Below are 16,355 nucleotides of genomic sequence, written 5' to 3' on the forward strand. Positions count from 1 at the left end.
AGGAGCGCCGACACCTCCGATCCGGTACGGCCCGATCGGGCGGACCTCACGGCACCGTCGCCCATCACCCTCGACGTCGCGCCATTCGTGCCTTCGGCGGCGGCGGGTGACGGTACCGGCCCGGCCGGGGCCGCGGGCAAGCCGCCGACGCCGGCCGTGGCGGCGGTGCGAACGGAACCGGGCGTCCCTGTCAGGAGCATCGCCGGGCGGCTCGGCGCGCGCGCCGAGACCGCCACGGATATCGACGCGACTGCCGACACCGCGAAGAACTCCGACGACCCCACGGCACCGATCGACGCGGTTCCGGCTCCTCCGCCGCCGGACGCCGCGGCCAAGCCGACGCTGCCGGCTTCCGGCACGAGCGGCGCGAGCGCCGTCCCGGAGCGGGCCGCCGCGCAGGCCTACGCCGCCGTACCCCTCGGGCAGGTGCCGATGACGATCGGCCTGCGCTCGCTCGCCGGATCGAGCCGGTTCGAGATCCGCCTCGATCCGGCCGAGCTCGGTCGGATCGACGTGAGGCTCGACATCGACAAGGAGCGCGGGAGCGTGACGACCCACCTCGTGGTCGAGCGCATCGACACCCTGGCGATGCTGCAGCGCGACGCCGGCAGCCTTCAGCAGGCGCTGTCGCAGGCCGGGCTCGACCCATCCGAGGGCGGCATCAACCTGTCGCTGCGCGGCGACGGCGGCGGGGGCGGCCAGGGCGGGCAGCGCGATGCGCCGCCCGACCGCGGCATTGCCCTGCCGAGCCTCGCTGCCGGGGACCCGGCCGCCGAGGCCGGTTCCCTGCACCTTCTACGCGGCCTCGGCGGCCTCGACATTTGGATCTGAGGAGACACCACCATGACATCGGGCATTGCCAGCCTGTCGAGCCTCGCCTCCACGTCGCAGACGAGCGCGTCCGGATCGTCGACCGAGATCGCGGGCAACTTCACCCAGTTCCTGACGCTGCTGACGACGCAGCTCAAGAACCAGAACCCGCTCGACCCGATGGACACCAACCAGTTCACCCAGCAACTGGTGCAGTTCGCGCAGGTCGAGCAGCAGTTGAAGGGCAACGACCGCCTCGACAGCATCCTGGCGAGCAGCAAGGCGGCGAGTTCGGCCTCGGCGACGAGCTACATCGGCAAGACGGTGACCACGGACGGCACCACCGCCGACCTGAAGGACGGCTCGGCGACCTGGAACCTCACGCCGGCCCGCGCGGCCACCAAGGCGGTGGTGACGATCTCGGACGCCAAGGGCAACATCGTCGGCACGCAGACCACCTCGCTGGCCGCCGGCAGCCAGACCTTCACGTGGAACGGGAAGAACTCCTCCGGCCTCGCCTCGGCCGAGGGCACCTACGCGATCAAGGTCTCGGCGACCGACGCCACCGGCGCGAGCGTCGCCGTCGCCACCGCGACCAGCGGCACCGTGGACGAGGTCGACCTCAGCGGGACGAGCCCGGTGCTGATCATCGGCAGCGCGCGGGTGCCCCTGTCGAGCGTCACCACCATCGGGTTGTCCACAACCTCGGGGTGACGAATCACATCCGAACGAGTGGCTTCAACATGTTTTAAGTCCGCGCAAGTACCTTCGCAGCTCGACAGGTCAGTCGATTTGTAGAGCGTATCATGACCGAACCGCACCGCCCGAGAGTGAAGTACGTGATCGGGCCCGACGGAAGCCCCCTGACGATCGCCGATCTGCCGCCGACGAGCACCCGCCGCTGGGTGATCCGCCGGAAGGCCGAAGTGGTGGCCGCCGTCCGCGGCGGCCTCCTCAGCCTCGAGGAGGCCTGCCAGCGCTACACCCTCACCACCGAGGAATTCCTGAGCTGGCAGTTCTCGATCGACCAGCACGGCCTTGCCGGCCTGCGCACCACGCGCATCCAGCATTACCGTCACTGAATGCCGTGGGATCGATCCCGGCGCGGTGCGCTCCGCACGGGCGCCGCGGAACTTCGCCAAGCCGTATCCGCTGCCATGCGGGTGCGGCTTCGCTGCTACGGGCCGGACGGTCGGCCGGGACGCCCGCCTGCGTTAACCGCGCGCTAACCACGAAGCCGGCAAGTTTTGCCGGGCGGCCTCGTGTTCGACGCCGCCCTGGGTGGGCGCGTACAAACCGTGAAGCCGGTTCTCGATCTCGTCACGAAGCTTGGACCCGCTCGGCTCGCTGCCATGGCGGCGGTGACGCTGACGCTGATCGGCTTCTTCGCCTTTGTCATCCTGCGCGTCTCCCGCCCCGACATGGGCGTGCTGTTCGCCGACCTGTCGATGTCGGACTCGGCCGCCGTGATCCGCGACCTCGACGCCCGCGGTCTGCGCTACGAGACCCGGGGCGATGCCGGCCAGACGATCATGGCCCCGCGCGCCGACTTGGCCCGCCTGCGCATGGACTTGGCCGGCAAGGGCCTGCCCACCCAGGCCGGCGTCGGCTACGAGATCTTCGACAAGGGCGACGCCTTCTCGTCGACCAACTTCGTCCAGAACGTGAACCACCTGCGGGCGCTGGAAGGCGAGCTCGCCCGCTCGATCCGGGCCATCGGCCGGGTCCAGGCGGCCCGCGTCCACCTCGTGCTGCCGGAGCGCCGCCTGTTCGAGCGCGACCGCGAGAGCCCCAGCGCCGCGATCGTCCTCAAGCTGATGGGCGACCTCGACATGAGCCAAGTCCGCGCGATCCGCCACCTCGCGGCCTCCGCCGTCGAGGGCCTGAAGCCCGAGCGCGTCTCGATCGTCGACGAGCGCGGACGGCTGCTGGCCGACGGCGCGCGCGGGGCCGAGGCGGAGGGCGGCGGGTTCGAGGAGAAGCAGACCGGCCTGGAGCGCCGCCTGCGCGCGCAGATCGAGGAGATCGTCGCAGGCATCGTCGGCGCGGGGCGCGCCCGGATTCAGGTCTCGGCCGAGCTCGACCTGAACCGCGTCGAGAGCCGCTCGGAGACCTTCGACCCGGAGAGCCGGGTCGTTCGCTCCAGCCAGACCCGCACCGAAGCCTCGCTCACCGCCGGCGCCGAGGGCGCGGTCACCGTCGGCAACGAACTGCCCGGCGCCAACCAGGACAAGCCGGCGGCGTCGAAGGATTCCTCGAACAAGAACGAGGAGACGACGAACTACGAGATCTCCCGCGTCACCAAGACCGAGGTGGTCGAGGGCGGGCGCGTCAAGCGCCTCTCGGTGGCGGTGCTGGTCGATGGGGCCTACGCGCCGGGCCCGGACGGCAGGAGCGTCTACCAGCCCCGGCCGGCGGCCGAGATCGAGCGGATCGCGGCGCTGGTGCGCAGCACCGTCGGCTTCGACAAGGCGCGCGGCGACCAGGTCGAGGTGGTCAACCTGCGCTTCGCCGAGGCGCCGGCGAGCCCCGACTTCGTGGAGCCGTCCCTGGTGCAGTCGCTGCTGAGCCCGACCAAGGAGGACGTGCTGCGCATGGTCGAGCTCGGCGTGCTGGCGCTGCTGACGCTGATCGTCCTGCTCGCCGTCGTACGCCCGCTCCTGCGCCGGGTCCTCGCCTCCGATCCGGCCGCCGCGATGCTGCCGGCGCCCGAGGCGGCCGCCATCGACGCGACCGGCGGCGCGCTGCCGATGCCGCGCGAGAGCCAGACCGCCAAGCTCATGGAGTTCGCCAAGATCAACGGGCAGATCCAGGCGGAGACGGTGCAGCGCGTCGTCGACATGGTCCGCGCCAGCCCCTCCGAGACCGTGGAGGTGCTGCGCAACTGGATCCAGGAAACGACCTGAGCGCGAGGCCGGCCGCCGCGGGCGGAACGGCGGCCAACCTGAGAGGATAGGGGAACGATGGCGGCGGGCGCGGGCGTTGAGCAGGCTTTGCAGGGGATCGGCGGTTCGGCGTTCGCGTCGATGCCGGGACCTCAGCGCGCCGCCGCCCTGCTGCTGCTGCTCGGCGAGGCCGAGGGCGCGCCGATCTGGCAGCTCCTCGAGGAGGACGAGGTCAAGAAGGTCTCGCACGCCATGGTCCAGCTCGGCTCCCTGGAGGCGGAGACCATCGAGAAGCTGATCATCGATTTCGTCTCGCGGCTCTCGTCCGGCGGGGGCATCACCTCGAACTTCGAGCGGACCGAGTCGCTGCTCCTGAAGATCTTCCCCTCCGAGCAGGTCTCGATGATCATGGCCGAGATCAAGGGCGCCTCCGGCAAGCGGGTCTGGGCGAGCATCGCCCAGGTCGATCCGGAGATCCTGGCCTCGTTCCTGCGCAACGAGTACCCGCAGACGGTGGCCGTCGTGCTCTCCAAGGTGCGCTCGGACTACGCGGCCAAGGTTCTCACGCTGCTGCCCGAGGATTTCGCCATCGACGTGCTCAACCGCATGCTGCGGATGGAGACGGTGCAGAAGGAGGCGCTGCGCCACATCGAGGAGACGCTGCGCGTCGAGTTCGTCGCCACCATTGCGCAGACCACCCGCCGCGACGCGCACGAGATGATGGCCGACGTGTTCAACGCCTTCGACCGGCAGACGGAGGGACGCTTCCTGGCCGCCCTCGACCAAGCCAACCGCGGCTCGGCCAAGCGCATCCGCGAGCTGATGTTCACCTTCGAGGATCTCCTCAAGCTCGACCCGGGCAGCGTCCAGACCCTGATGCGCAAGGTCGACAACGAGACCCTGTGCCGGGCGCTGAAGGGGGCCGACGAGCGCGTCCGCGGCTTCTTCATGAAGCAGATGTCGACGCGCGCGGCCAAGAACCTCACCGACGAGATGGGCTCGATCGGCCCGATCCGCCTGAAGGAGGTGGACGAGGCCCAGACCAAGATGACCGAGATCGCCAAGGATCTCGCCGAGAAGGGCGAGATCATGATCGCCAAGAACAGCGCCGAGGAGGAGCTGGTCTATTGAACGCCTTCAAGACCACGACGCCGTTCCTGTTCGAGACCGACTTCCGCCGGCCGCAGCCGAGCCGGGAGAGCGTGCGCGCGGCTGAAGCCGCCGATCACGCGGCCGTGCTCGCCCATGCCCGCGGGGTGCAGGAGGGCCGCGCCCAGGCGGAGGCGCAGGTCCAGGGGCGCCTGTCCGACGCGATGACGCGCCTCGCGCTGGCCGCCGCGGGCCTGCTCGCCCAGGCCGACGCGCGCGACGCCGAGCGCGAGGCCCAGGCCGTCGCGGTCGCGGTGATGCTCGCCCGCCGGATCGCCGGGGAGGCCCTCGACGCGCGCCCGCTCGCCGCGATCGGCGAGGCGGCGCGCACCGCCCTCCAGCACCTGCGCGGCGTGCCCCACCTCGTGGTCCGCGTCCACGACGCCCTCGTCGAGGAGGCGGAGGGCCTGATGAAGCGGCTCGCCCGCGAGCGCGGCTACGAAGGCCGGCTCGTCGTCCTCGGCGACCCCGACATGGCGCCGGGCGATGCCCGCATCGAGTGGGCCGACGGCGGCATCGTGCGCGAGCGCGCCCGCATCGAGGCGGCGATCCTCGACGCCCTCGGCGGCGACGCGCTCGACCCCCCCTGAACGAGATCGAACCCCATGTCCGACGATTTCAGCCTGCCCCAGCTCGGCGACCACGATCCGGCCTTCGTAAGCCCGGACTCGATCCGCGATGCGCCGACGACGCCCAAGACCGCCTCGGACCTCGAACAGCTCTTCGACGTGCCCGTGGTGGTCTCGGCGGTGCTCGGCGCCGCGCGGATGCCGATCGGCGACCTGCTGCGCCTGGCGCCCGGCGCGGTGCTCGAACTCGATCGCAAGGTCGGCGAGGCGATCGACATCTTCGTCAACAACCGCCTCGTCGCCCGCGGCGAGGTCGTGCTGGTCGACGACCGCCTCGGCGTGACCATGACCGAGATCGTCAAGGGCGATCACTGATCGAAGCCGGGTCGATTCCGACGGGGACCGGTCGCGGAGTGCCGCGATCGCTGACAGGACAACGGAGACACCGCCATGCGGCTCTTGATCATCGGACGGCTCAACGGCGAGCTGATCACCGCCTCGAAGATCGCCATGAGCCGCGGCGCGGCGGTGACCCAGGCCGACAGCGTCGTGCAGGGGCTCAGCGTCCTGCGCGCGAAGGGCGCCGACCTGATCATGATCGACGTGGCCCTCTCGGTCCGCGACCTCGTCACGGCCTTGGCCGAAGAGCGCATCCGCACGCCGGTCGTGGCCTGCGGCGTCGCGACCGACGCCCGGGCCGCGGTCGCCGCGATCCAGGCGGGTGCCAAGGAGTACATCCCCCTTCCCCCGGACCCGGACTTGATCGCCGCGGTGCTGGAGGCGGTCTCGGCAGACGGGCGCGCCTTCGTCTGGCGCGACGCGTCGATGGAGCGCGTGGTGCGCTTGGCCGAGCAGGTCGCGCGCTCGGAGGCCTCCGTGCTGATCACCGGCGAGAGCGGCACGGGCAAGGAGGTGCTGGCGCGCCACGTCCACGCCAAGTCGGCTCGCACCGGCAAGCCCTTCGTCTCGGTCAACTGCGCGGCGATCCCCGAGGCGCTCCTCGAATCCGAGCTGTTCGGCCACGAGAAGGGCGCGTTCACCGGCGCCGTGGCGCGCCGCATCGGCCGGTTCGAGGAGGCCAACGGCGGCACGCTGCTGCTGGACGAGATCTCCGAGATGGACGTGCGCCTGCAATCGAAGCTGCTGCGGGCGCTCCAGGAGCGGGTGATCGACCGGGTCGGCGGGTCCGCCCCGGTCAAGGTGGACATCCGCGTGCTCGCCACCTCGAACCGCAACCTCGCCGACGAGGTCCGCAAGGGGACGTTCCGCGAGGACCTGTTCTACCGCCTGAACGTCGTCCACCTGCGCCTGCCGCCGCTGCGCGAGCGCCCGGCCGACATCCTCGAACTGGCCGCCCACTTCGCCAAGAAGTACGCCGCGGTGAACGGCCTGCCGTTCCGCCCGCTCGGGCTCGCGGCGCAGGGCGTCGTCACCCGCAACCCCTGGCGCGGCAACGTGCGCGAACTGGAGAACACCCTGCACCGGGCGGTGCTGCTCGCCTCCGGCCCCGAGATCGCCGCCGATGCGATCATGACGCCGGAGGGCGATGCCATCGCGGCGCCGGCGAGCGCCGCGACGCGGGCGGCGCAGGTGGCAGAGGCCGCGACCCGCGGCCTCGTCGGGCGTACCGTGGCGCAGGTCGAGTGCGACCTGATCCTCGACACCCTTGACCACTGCCTCGGCAACCGCACCCACGCGGCCAAGATCCTCGGGATCTCGATCCGGACGCTGCGCAACAAGCTCAACGAGTACGTCGGCGCGGGGCTCGACGTCGCCGAGCCGGGCAGCGCCCGGGCGCTGGCCGCTTACGGTTGACGGCGGTCGGCGTCCGCGATGACCTCAACGCCCGGCCGCGCCGGCCTTCAGCCGGCGTCGACGCGCCGAGGCGGCGGGCGGATGGTCACCGGAGGGCCGCTCACGCGGGCCTCGCGGCGGGTTCGGACGAGGCCGCCGGGGCGATCGTCGGCTGGCCGCCGGCGCGTCGCAGGCGCAGGGCATTGCCGAGCACGAAGACGCTCGACAGAGCCATGGCGCCGGCGGCCAGCACCGGCGAGAGGGTCGGCCCGCCGAGGGGGGCCAGCGCGCCCGCCGCCACCGGGATCAGGGCGACGTTGTAGGCGAACGCCCAGAACAGGTTCTGGCGGATGTTGCGCATCACCCTTCGCGACAGGGCGATCGCCTCGACGAGGGCGTCGAGGGAGCCGGCCATCAGCACCACGTCGGCGCTCTCCACGGCGATGTCCGTGCCGGTGCCGATGGCGAGCCCGACGTCGGCTTCGGCGAGCGCCGGCGCGTCGTTGATGCCGTCGCCGACGAAGGCGACCGCGCCGTGGGCCGCGCGCAGGCGCCGCACCGCCTCGCGCTTGCCGCCGGGCAGCACCTCGGCCTCGACCGCCGCGATCCCGAGGGCGCGGGCGACGCCCTCGGCGGTCCGGCGGTCGTCGCCGGTGACCATCGCGACGGCGAGCCCCAGCGCGCGCAGGGCCGCCACGGCCTCGCAGGCGCCGGCCTTGACCGGGTCGGCCACCGCCAGCACGGCGGCGTGGCGCTCATCGATGGCGACGTGGACGGGGCTGCGGCCGGCCGCGGCGAGGCGCGCCGCCTCGGCCGCAAGCGACGCGTCGATCGCGATGCCGAGCGTGTCGAGGAGGCGGGCCGCGCCGACCGCGACCGCGCGGCCGGCGACGGAGCCGGTCACGCCGTAGCCGGCGACCGCGTCGAAGTCCTCGCACGCCACCGGGGCGAGGCCGCGCTCCCGTGCCGCCGCAGTGATCGCCCCCGCGATCGGATGCTCCGAGCGGGATTCCACGGATGCCGCCAGGGCCAGGACCTCGCCCTCCGCGATGCCGGGCGCGGCGCGGAGGTCGGTGAGGCGCGGGCGGCCCTCGGTGAGGGTCCCGGTCTTGTCCAGCGCCACGACCTTCACGTCGCGCAGCCCCTGGAGGGCGGCGCCGTTGCGGAAGAGGATGCCGCGCTCGGCCGCGCGGCCGGTGCCGACCATGATCGAGGTCGGCGTCGCGAGCCCCATGGCGCAGGGGCAGGCGATGATCAGCACCGCGATGGCGTGCACCAGGGCCGTGCCGAGGGCGGGCGCCGGCGCCAGCGCGAGCCACGCGAGGAAGGTCGCGACCGAGACGAGGATCACCGCCGGCACGAAGCGGCCGGTGACGCGATCGACCAGCGCCTGGATCGGGAGCTTGGCCCCTTGCGCGGCCTCCACCATCCGGGCGATCTGCGCCAGCACGGTCGTCTCCCCGACCGCGCCGACCCGCATGTCGAGGCTGCCGCGGCCGTTGAGCGTTCCGCCGACGACCGCGACACCCACGCCCTTGCGCACGGGGGCGGATTCGCCCGTGACCATGCTCTCGTCGACGAAGCTCGCGCCCGACACCACGGTGCCGTCGGCCGCGATCTGCTCGCCGGGGCGGACGCGGACGATGTCGCCGACCCTGAGCATTGCGAGCGCCACCTCGGTTTCGACGCCGTCGCGCAAGGTTCGGGCGGTCTTCGGGGCGAGGTCCATCAGCCGGGCGATCGCTGCACCGGTTCGGCTCCTGGCGCGGGCTTCCAGGCTGCGGCCGAGCAGGATCAGGGTGACGATGAGGACGGACGCCTCGAAGTAGAGCTGCGCCGTCCCCGCGGGCAGCAGGCCGGGACCGACGGCCGACACCAGTGAGAAGAGGTAGGCCGCCCCGGACCCCAGCGCGACCAGCGCGTTCATGTCGGGATGCCCGCGCACCAGCCCCGGCAGGCCGCGGGCGAAGAAGCGGCGGCCGGGCCACGCCAGGACGAGGGTCGCGAGAAGCGCCTGGAGCCACGCGCCGCCCGACGCGCCGAGCAGGTTCTCCGCGGCGTGATGGAAGCCGGGGACGAGATGGCCCCCCATGTCGAGGACGACGATCGGCGCCGACAGGGACGCGGCCACGATCAGGTCGCGGCGGAGCGTCAGGGCCTCGGCCTCGCGCCGCGTCTCGTGGTCCGCCGACGAGGCCGCGGCGGCGACCGTCGCACGGTAGCCGGCCGCCGCGACTGCCGCGACGAGGGCGTGCGCCGGGACGATGCCCTCGGCGTGACGGACCGTCGCCCGTGCGGTCGCGAGGTTGACGCTCGCGGACGCGACGCCTGCGACGCCGGCCAGCGCCCCCTCGACGCGGCCGACGCAGGACGCGCAGGACAGGCCCGCGATGTCGAGCACGGTCTCGGTCTCCGGCACCGCGTAGCCTGCCCGGGTGATCGCATCAGTGATCTCGGTCGGCGTGGTCCCGGGACCGGGCACGAGGCTCGCCCGCCCGGTGGCGAGGTTGACCGATACGTCGCGCGCGCCGGGCAGCGCGGACAGCGCCCGCTCGACGCGCCCGACGCAGGACGCGCAGGACAGCCCTGCGACGGGGACGCTGACGGGCGCGATCGTATCCGTGGGGCTGCTCATGCGAGGGGATGTGGAGCGTCCCATCATGGGAAGGTCAAGGGGCCGGGTTCCGCTCGCGCGGTGCCGGCGGTGCGGCGGCGCCGGACCTGCCCGTGATCGGCGCCTGTGCGGTCTCGCCGTCCGTGGCCGGAGGAGCCTCCGGCAGGGTGACGCGGACCGTCGTGCCCGCGCCGACCGTGCTCTCGACGGCGAGCCGGCCGCGGTGGCGGTTGAGGCTGTGCTTGACGATCGCGAGGCCGAGACCGGTGCCGCCTTTCTGGCGGCTGGACGCCACGTCGACGCGGTAGAAGCGCTCGGTCAGCCGCGGCAGGTGCTCGGGCGCGATGCCGGGGCCGTCGTCGCGGACGCTGAGCGCGACCTGGCGCCCGCGCGTCGCGTCCTCGGTGCGGGCGAGGCCGACGACGACGCTGCGGCCGCCGTACTTCACCGCGTTCTCGATCAGGTTCTCGACCACCCGCAGCAATTCGTCCGGCTCGCCGAGGACGGGGAAGGTCCCCCGCGCCTCCAGCGTGATCGCGATGCCGCGCCCGACCGCGAGGGCGCCCTGAGCGTCGACCATCTGGCGGGCGATCGTCCCGAGATCGACCACCTGCGTCGGCGCGAGGTGCTCGCGCAGCTCGATCCGCGACAGCGACAGCAGATCGTCGATCAGCCGCGTCATGCGCTGCGCTTGGCTGTGCATGATCGCGAGGAAGCGCTCACGGGCCGGAGCGTCGTGGCGGGCTGGCCCCTGCAGGGTCTCGATGAAACCCATGAGCGAGGCGAGCGGCGTGCGCAGCTCGTGGCTGGCATTGGCGACGAAATCGACCCGCATCGCTTCGAGGCGGCGGGCGGCGGTGAGATCGCGCAGGAACAGCACGACGTTCGGCTGGCCGCCGTCCGGCCGCGGAAGGGCCCCGATCTGCACCTCGAAGGCGCGTTCGGTCGGCACGCGCACGGCGTAGGTCGTCCGCGACGGGGCGCCGGTGCGCAGGACGTCCTCGACCGCGTCGAGGACGTCCGGGGTGCGCAGGGCGAAGGAGAGCGGGTGGCGCAGGCGCAGCGCCGGCAGGAGCGCCCGGGCTGCCGGGTTCGCCTCGATCACCACGGCGCGGCGGTCCACCAGGATCACCGGGTCGGGGATGTTGGCGAGCAGCGCCTCGGCCACCGCGTGCCGGTCGGCGGCGATCGGGTTCGGCGCCGCAGCGATCGAAGCGCGCCCGAGGGCACCGAGGAGGCCGCCGACGCAGATCGCCGCCAGCCCCGCCGCGATCGCCGGACCGTCGAGGATACCGGCGTGATGGGCGATGACGCCGAGGAGTCCGACGGCCACCGCCGCCCCGGTCCAGGCGGACCGCCTGCGCGCGGCCTCAGGCATGGCCGGGGACGGCCGGGATCACGGCGCGTCGCGGGCGCGCCCGGCCCGCCGCGCGATCTCGTAGGCGCCGAGCATGGCGAGCGCGGTGGCGAAGGGGACGACGTAGTAGCAGACCCGGAACAGCAGCAGCGAGCCGAGCACCTGATCCCGCGGCAGGCTGGAGAGGGCGAGCAGGATCGTCGCCTCGAACACGCCGAGGCCGCCCGGCGCGTTCGAGGCGATGCCGAGCATCGCCGCGAGCACGTAGATCGCGAGGAAGGTGGTGAAGCCGAGGGTCAGACCTTCCGGCAGCAGGACGTAGAGCACGGCGGCTGCCGCGCAGACGTCGCCGATGCCGACCACCATCTGGCCCAGCGACACCGAGGCCCCCGGCAGTTCCAGCCGCCAGTGCCGCACGGTGACGCTGCGCCGCTTGGCCGACACCCAGGCGAGGTAGCCCAGCACCGAGGCAAGCGCGGCCAGCCCCACGCCCTGGTTGATCCGGATCGAGGTGAAGGCCAGCCCCGCGAGCTGCCCCGCCTCGACGATGAGGCTCAGGCCCAGCACCACGCCCATGCCCAGCCAGAAGGTGAAGCCGGCGATCACGGTCAAGGCCGCGATCTTGGCCGCCGTCAGCCCGTGGCGCGCGTAGATCCAGTAGCGGATCGTGCCGGCCGTCAGCAGCGGGAAGCCGAGGGTGAAGCTCACGGCGTAGCTCGTGAACGAGGCGAGGGCGGTGATCCGATAGGGCACCTTCAGCTTGAGCTGGCGGAGCGCCAGGGCATCGTAGCCGGTGAGGAAGAGGTAGCTCACCAGCACGAACGCGAAGGCGAGGCCGAGCTGGTCCGAGCCGGCCTCGACGAAGGCTTGGCGCAGTTCGGCCCAGGTGACGGTCTGGACGAGCTTCCACAGCACCCCGAGCGAGACCGCGAACAGGACGAGGCTGGCCGCCGTGCCGATCCAGGCATAGCGGCTTCGGCCGCGCCCGCGTGCCGGCCGGTCCGCGGGGGCCATCGCCGTCCCGGGCGCGATCGGCTCGGCGCGATCGCCCGCGCGTCGATGCTGGTCCTGGACATTCATTCCGATCGGCGCCCGCCTCCCCGGGATGGCCCGTCCGGCCCGAGGAGCAGGCTGCGGCGATGCCGGATGTCTTCCGAGCCGCGGCCCGTCGCCCCGCATTTAGGACCATCGGCGCTCCAAGGCCAGCGACCGCCGCGGCCCGCCCTGCCGCCGTCACGCCGGTCGATCGAGCCCGCTCGTGTGCCCGGCCCGTGTCCGCAGGATGACGGCCGCCTCGTGCAAGCCCGCGCGGATGCGCGCCGGGACCTGGGGCGAGGTGCAGACGTAGGTCGGGCTCGGATGGGGGACGCCGATGATCGGCACGTCCGGCCTCAGGGTTGCCAGCGCGGTGCGCGCCTCGCCCGCGACGCGCCCGGCAAGCACCACGACGGCCAAGTTGGGCAGCAGGGCGAGGAGCGGGGCGAGGCGGGGGCTCGCGGCGCGCACCTCCGACCGGCGCGGCGCGCGGTTGAGCGCGCCCTCGGCGTGGATCACCCAGGGGATCGCGTTCCAGATCAGCGTGTCGCGCCGGGCGATGCCCGCCTCGCGCAGGAACCGGAACAGGTTCGCCGCGGTGCCGGTGGCGTTGTCCTGGGAGACGAAGCCGGTGCGGAAGATCGCCGGCCCCGGCGTCTCCAGCAGGAGCAGGAGGCGTGCGCCGACGCCGCCGTCCAGCGGGTCGGCATCGGGCACGGGCGCGCCCGTCTCCGCCGCGATGGCGTCTGCCAGCGCGCGCAGGGGCGCGACGTGGGCCGCGCCGCGCAGGGCGCGCCGGGCCGCGAGCACGGCCGGGTCCGCGAGGCTCTTAGGATAGTCCGGCTCAGGCGGCCGCATCGCGTCCGGGAAAGTCCGCCGGCAGAGCGCCCGTGACCGAGAACCGCTCGCGGCCGTTCTCCTCGGAGAGCCGCCCCATCAGCCCTGCGCGACCGCCGAACTGGAAGCCGATCTGCGTGGCGTAGGCCGCGCACGCCTCGGCCTTGCGTGCCCGGACCTCCGCATCGAGGCCGACCGTGCGGGTGGGCAGGCCCGAGAACAGGGCGCGCAGCGGCGCCCGCGGCACCGCGCTGCGCACGGTGTAGGGAAAATCCCGCCACCACAGCGTCGGCCGGTCCGGCGCCGCCGCGCGGATCGCCGCGGCCACCTGGACGTGGTCGACGTGGCCGCCGATCGCCTGGGGGCCGAGGATCACGTCCGGCGCGGCCTCGCCGATCAGCGCCGCGAGCGCGGGTACGAGGGCGGCGGCGATCCGATCCTCGGGCAGAACCTCGGCAAAGAGCGCGGACGCCGAGCCGTAGCCGCGGTGCGGCGCCTCGCGGAACGGCAGGTGCCGGGGCGGTTCGATCCCCAGGCACCGTGCGGCGGCTTCGTCCTCCGCCCGGCGCAGGCACATGTAGTCGACCGTGGCGGCAAGGCCCTTGTCGAGCTGGCAGGCGAGGGCAAATCCTGCGGGCGCCTCGACGCTTCCCGTGAACACCGTCGCCATCACCACCCGCCAGCCGGCCTCCGCCAGGGTCGCCAGCGTGCCGCCGCAGGAGAACGCGGCGTCGTCGAGGTGGGGCGAGAGGGCGAGCGCGGTCGGCATCCCGTCAGAGCAGGTGCGGCTCGGCCCGGAAGCGGCAGGCCGGGTCGTGCGGCAGCGTTTCCGAGAACTCCGTCGCCGGCCGCCGGCGGACCACCTGCCCGTAGACCGCCATGATCTGCCGCCCGACGGCGGTCCAGGAATAGACCCGGCGGCACTCCTCCAGCCCGGCCGCGGCGAGGCGGCGGCGCAGGGGTTCGTCCGTCACGATCCGGGTGAGCGCGCCGGCCAGCGCCGGCACGTCGCCGGGCATCACCAGGAGCCCGTTCTCGCCGTCGCGCAGGCAGTCCGAGACGCCGACCGCGTGGGTCGAGACCACGGCAAGCCCTGCGGCCATCGCTTCGAGGATCGTGTTGGAGAAGCCCTCCGCGTAGGTCGGCGACACGAACACGTCGGCTTGTCCGTACAGGGCCGGCACGGTCTCGTAGTCGGCGTAGCCGGTGAAGCGGATGTCCTCGGCCGTGAACCCAAGCTTCTCCGCCAGCGCCCGCGAGGACTCCACGTCCGGCCCGATGCCGGAGATGGTCGCCGCGAACGCGGTCCCCTGATCGCGCAGGACGCTCAAGGCCTCGATGAAGTCGAGCACGCCTTTCCGGCGATCGACGCGGCCGTGATAGAACAGCCGCACCGGGCCGGCGTGGGGCGCCGGGACGCCACTCGGGCGGGAAAACCGTACCGTATCGACCGCGCCCGGCACGATGGTGAAGCGGACGGGATCGGCGCCGAGCCGGCCGCAGACCTCCTCCACGAAGGAGGCGCCGCCGATCAGCAGGGCGTTGGCGTGCGCCAGCACCGCGCACATGGCCTGCCGGTGGGTCTCGCAGCAGGAGCCGACCCAGTGGCCGTCGCCGCCCTGGATCGAGACCACGTTGGGGACGCCGATCCTCCGCGACGCCAGCAGGACGGCCCAGCCGGTGGGATAGCCGTACTGCGCGTGCAGCAGATCGAACGGCGCTGCGGCGTGCTCGGCGCAGATCGTCTCGACCATCGCATCGATGTCGCGCTCGAAGTCGCCGCTCTCCTGCTCGCCGCATTGTTCGAGGCCGATCACCCGCACGCCCGTCACCAGGGGGGGCGGGCCGCCGCCGTAGACCCGGGTGCCGAAGGCGTCGCCGCGGTACTGCGAGATCATCGTCACGTCGTGGCCGGCGCCGACCAGCTCGCGCAGCAGGTTCTGCGCGTAGACGCTCATGCCGGAGATCGCCGGGAAGTAGCGCCGGCTGACGAAGCAGATCCTCATGGAGCGTCTTTCCGAACAATCACCGGCACCGCCCGCGAAACCCTCTTCCCTCTGCGGGAGAGGGTGGCCCTCGCGTGAGCAAGGGTCGGGTGAGGGGAGCGCGCTATCTGGAGAGGCCGCACCCCTCTCCTGACCCGCTTCGCGGGCCACCCTCCGTCGCGGAGGGGGGAGGAAAACTCTGTCCGCGAGCGAACATGGGCCATCTCGATGCTGGCACCGGTCGTCATTGCCGCCGGGTCTCCTGATCCTCCGGCAAGCCCGGGCCCTCCCGACGGCAGGTGCGCAGGTGGTCGAGGGCGCGCGGGATCATCACGTCGGCGCGGTGGCTCTCGCGGGACAGCTCCACGCAGACCAGCTTCTCGTAGCGGATCGCCTCCAGCGCTTCGAGGACGCCGGGCACGTCCATGTCGCCCTCGCCGAACGGCAGGTGGACGTGCGCGCCGCGCGCCATGTCCTCGATCGCCACGGTGCCGATGCGCCCGGCGAACTCGCGCACGGCGGCGGCCGGCTCGCGCTCGCCGGTGACGAGGCAGTGGCCGGTGTCGAGCGCCAGCCGCAGGCCGGGAACCGTGAGCTTGGAGAAATCGTCGAGCGTCTCGATCAGCATGCCCGGCTCGGGCTCCAGGCAGGGCACGACGTCCCTCTCGATCGCGTAGGCCGCGACCTCGCTCAGGCCCTCGTCGAGCCACGCCAGCGCCTCGGCCGGATCGACGCCCGGCCTCGGCACGCCCGCCCAGAACGAGACGGCCTCGGAACGCAGCATGGCGCCGATGTCGATCGCCCGCTTGAGGAAGCCGACGCGGCGGGCTCGGCCCGAGGCGTCGGCGGTGACGAGCGTCGGCTCGTGCTTGGCCCGCGGGTCGAGAAGGAAGCGAGCGCCGGTCTCGATCACCGAGCCGAGTTCCAGCTTCTCCAGCCGACTGGCGATCCGCCCGGCCTCCGCCGCCCAGCCCTCGGCAAACGGGTCGAGGTGGTGGATGTCCAGCGTCAGCGCGATGCCGTCGTAGCCCGCGGCGTGGATCAGGTCGATCGCGTCGTCGAGGCGATGGTTGGCCGCACCGTTGGTGTTGTAGGCGAAGCGGAGCGTCATGCCGCGCGCCCCCGCTGCTCCAGCCGGAACGGGGCGTGGTGCGATTCCGGCTCGCGGTAGAGCGGATAGTGGCGCCCCACGATCCGCTCCGCCAGCGCGGTGTCGAACAGCGGCTGACCGCCGAAGCGCTCCAGGGCCTCGGGCGTCAGCCGCACCGGGCGCAGGGTCTCCGTCGCGGTGCCGAAGCGGATCAGCGGATGGTCGCGCGC

At 72.9% G+C, this 16,355-nt stretch carries 15 protein-coding genes and 1 pseudogene; 8 read left to right on the plus strand and 8 right to left on the minus strand.

Annotation, left to right across the window (positions count from 1 at the left end):
• From ACFE8Y_RS13355 to ACFE8Y_RS13390, 8 genes are all read left to right on the plus strand, one after another.
• Positions 1 to 831: flagellar hook-length control protein FliK (locus tag ACFE8Y_RS13355; protein ID WP_375464872.1), on the plus strand; the 831-nt coding region annotated here is incomplete at its 5' end.
• 12 nt (positions 832 to 843) lie between these two features.
• Positions 844 to 1,524, plus strand: a complete 681-nt coding sequence (locus tag ACFE8Y_RS13360; RefSeq protein ID WP_375464873.1) for a flagellar hook assembly protein FlgD — start codon at positions 844 to 846, stop codon at positions 1,522 to 1,524.
• Positions 1,525 to 1,616: 92 nt separating this feature from the next.
• Complete coding sequence (locus tag ACFE8Y_RS13365; RefSeq protein WP_147728884.1) at positions 1,617 to 1,892, plus strand: DUF1153 domain-containing protein; 276 nt, start codon at positions 1,617 to 1,619, stop codon at positions 1,890 to 1,892.
• Between the two features lie 216 nt (positions 1,893 to 2,108).
• Positions 2,109 to 3,716 (plus strand): flagellar basal-body MS-ring/collar protein FliF, encoded by a 1,608-nt coding sequence (gene fliF / locus ACFE8Y_RS13370; RefSeq protein WP_375464886.1) that lies wholly within the window; start codon positions 2,109 to 2,111, stop codon positions 3,714 to 3,716.
• 57 nt (positions 3,717 to 3,773) lie between these two features.
• Positions 3,774 to 4,826 (plus strand): flagellar motor switch protein FliG, encoded by a 1,053-nt coding sequence (locus ACFE8Y_RS13375; RefSeq protein WP_375464874.1) that lies wholly within the window; start codon positions 3,774 to 3,776, stop codon positions 4,824 to 4,826.
• Positions 4,823 to 5,434: a flagellar assembly protein FliH gene (locus ACFE8Y_RS13380; protein ID WP_375464875.1), complete on the plus strand. Its 612-nt coding sequence runs from the start codon at positions 4,823 to 4,825 to the stop codon at positions 5,432 to 5,434. Before ACFE8Y_RS13375 ends, ACFE8Y_RS13380 begins: the two co-directional genes overlap by 4 nt.
• Positions 5,435 to 5,449: 15 nt before the next feature.
• Positions 5,450 to 5,788 (plus strand): flagellar motor switch protein FliN, encoded by a 339-nt coding sequence (gene fliN, locus ACFE8Y_RS13385; RefSeq protein WP_375464876.1) that lies wholly within the window; start codon positions 5,450 to 5,452, stop codon positions 5,786 to 5,788.
• 75 nt (positions 5,789 to 5,863) lie between these two features.
• Positions 5,864 to 7,228 carry a sigma-54-dependent transcriptional regulator gene (locus tag ACFE8Y_RS13390; protein WP_375464877.1) on the plus strand — a complete coding sequence of 455 codons (1,365 nt, stop codon included), beginning with the start codon at positions 5,864 to 5,866 and terminating at the stop codon, positions 7,226 to 7,228.
• 100 nt (positions 7,229 to 7,328) lie between these two features.
• On the opposite strand, the gene ACFE8Y_RS13395 is transcribed toward ACFE8Y_RS13390, so the two are convergent.
• The 8 genes and pseudogenes from ACFE8Y_RS13395 to ACFE8Y_RS13430 form a co-directional block, all read right to left on the minus strand.
• Positions 7,329 to 9,842, minus strand: a complete 2,514-nt coding sequence (locus ACFE8Y_RS13395; protein ID WP_375464878.1) for a copper-translocating P-type ATPase — start codon at positions 9,840 to 9,842, stop codon at positions 7,329 to 7,331.
• 34 nt (positions 9,843 to 9,876) lie between these two features.
• Positions 9,877 to 11,199, minus strand: a complete 1,323-nt coding sequence (locus ACFE8Y_RS13400) for an ATP-binding protein (RefSeq protein WP_375464879.1) — start codon at positions 11,197 to 11,199, stop codon at positions 9,877 to 9,879.
• Positions 11,200 to 11,217: 18 nt separating this feature from the next.
• On the minus strand, positions 11,218 to 12,192 hold the full coding sequence (locus tag ACFE8Y_RS13405; RefSeq protein WP_375464880.1) for a lysylphosphatidylglycerol synthase domain-containing protein: 975 nt from the start codon (positions 12,190 to 12,192) through the stop codon (positions 11,218 to 11,220).
• 219 nt (positions 12,193 to 12,411) lie between these two features.
• Entirely contained in the window at positions 12,412 to 13,071 is a 660-nt protein-coding gene (locus tag ACFE8Y_RS13410; RefSeq protein WP_375464881.1) for a uracil-DNA glycosylase, read from the minus strand.
• On the minus strand, positions 13,058 to 13,819 hold the full coding sequence (locus ACFE8Y_RS13415) for a PIG-L deacetylase family protein (RefSeq protein ID WP_375464882.1): 762 nt from the start codon (positions 13,817 to 13,819) through the stop codon (positions 13,058 to 13,060). The genes ACFE8Y_RS13410 and ACFE8Y_RS13415 overlap by 14 nt, the downstream gene beginning before the upstream one ends.
• A 4-nt stretch (positions 13,820 to 13,823) precedes the next feature.
• Positions 13,824 to 15,056, minus strand: coding sequence for a glycosyltransferase family 4 protein (locus ACFE8Y_RS13420; RefSeq protein ID WP_375464883.1), 1,233 nt, complete (start codon positions 15,054 to 15,056; stop codon positions 13,824 to 13,826).
• Positions 15,057 to 15,279: 223 nt separating this feature from the next.
• Positions 15,280 to 16,146 carry a sugar phosphate isomerase/epimerase family protein gene (locus ACFE8Y_RS13425; protein ID WP_375464884.1) on the minus strand — a complete coding sequence of 289 codons (867 nt, stop codon included), beginning with the start codon at positions 16,144 to 16,146 and terminating at the stop codon, positions 15,280 to 15,282.
• Positions 16,143 to 16,355: pseudogene (locus tag ACFE8Y_RS13430) on the minus strand (hypothetical protein); the annotation flags it as partial. The pseudogene ACFE8Y_RS13430 and the gene ACFE8Y_RS13425, both read right to left, overlap by 4 nt.

The sequence above is a fragment of the uncultured Methylobacterium sp. genome (assembly GCF_964242245.1).
Taxonomy (GTDB): domain Bacteria; phylum Pseudomonadota; class Alphaproteobacteria; order Rhizobiales; family Beijerinckiaceae; genus Methylobacterium.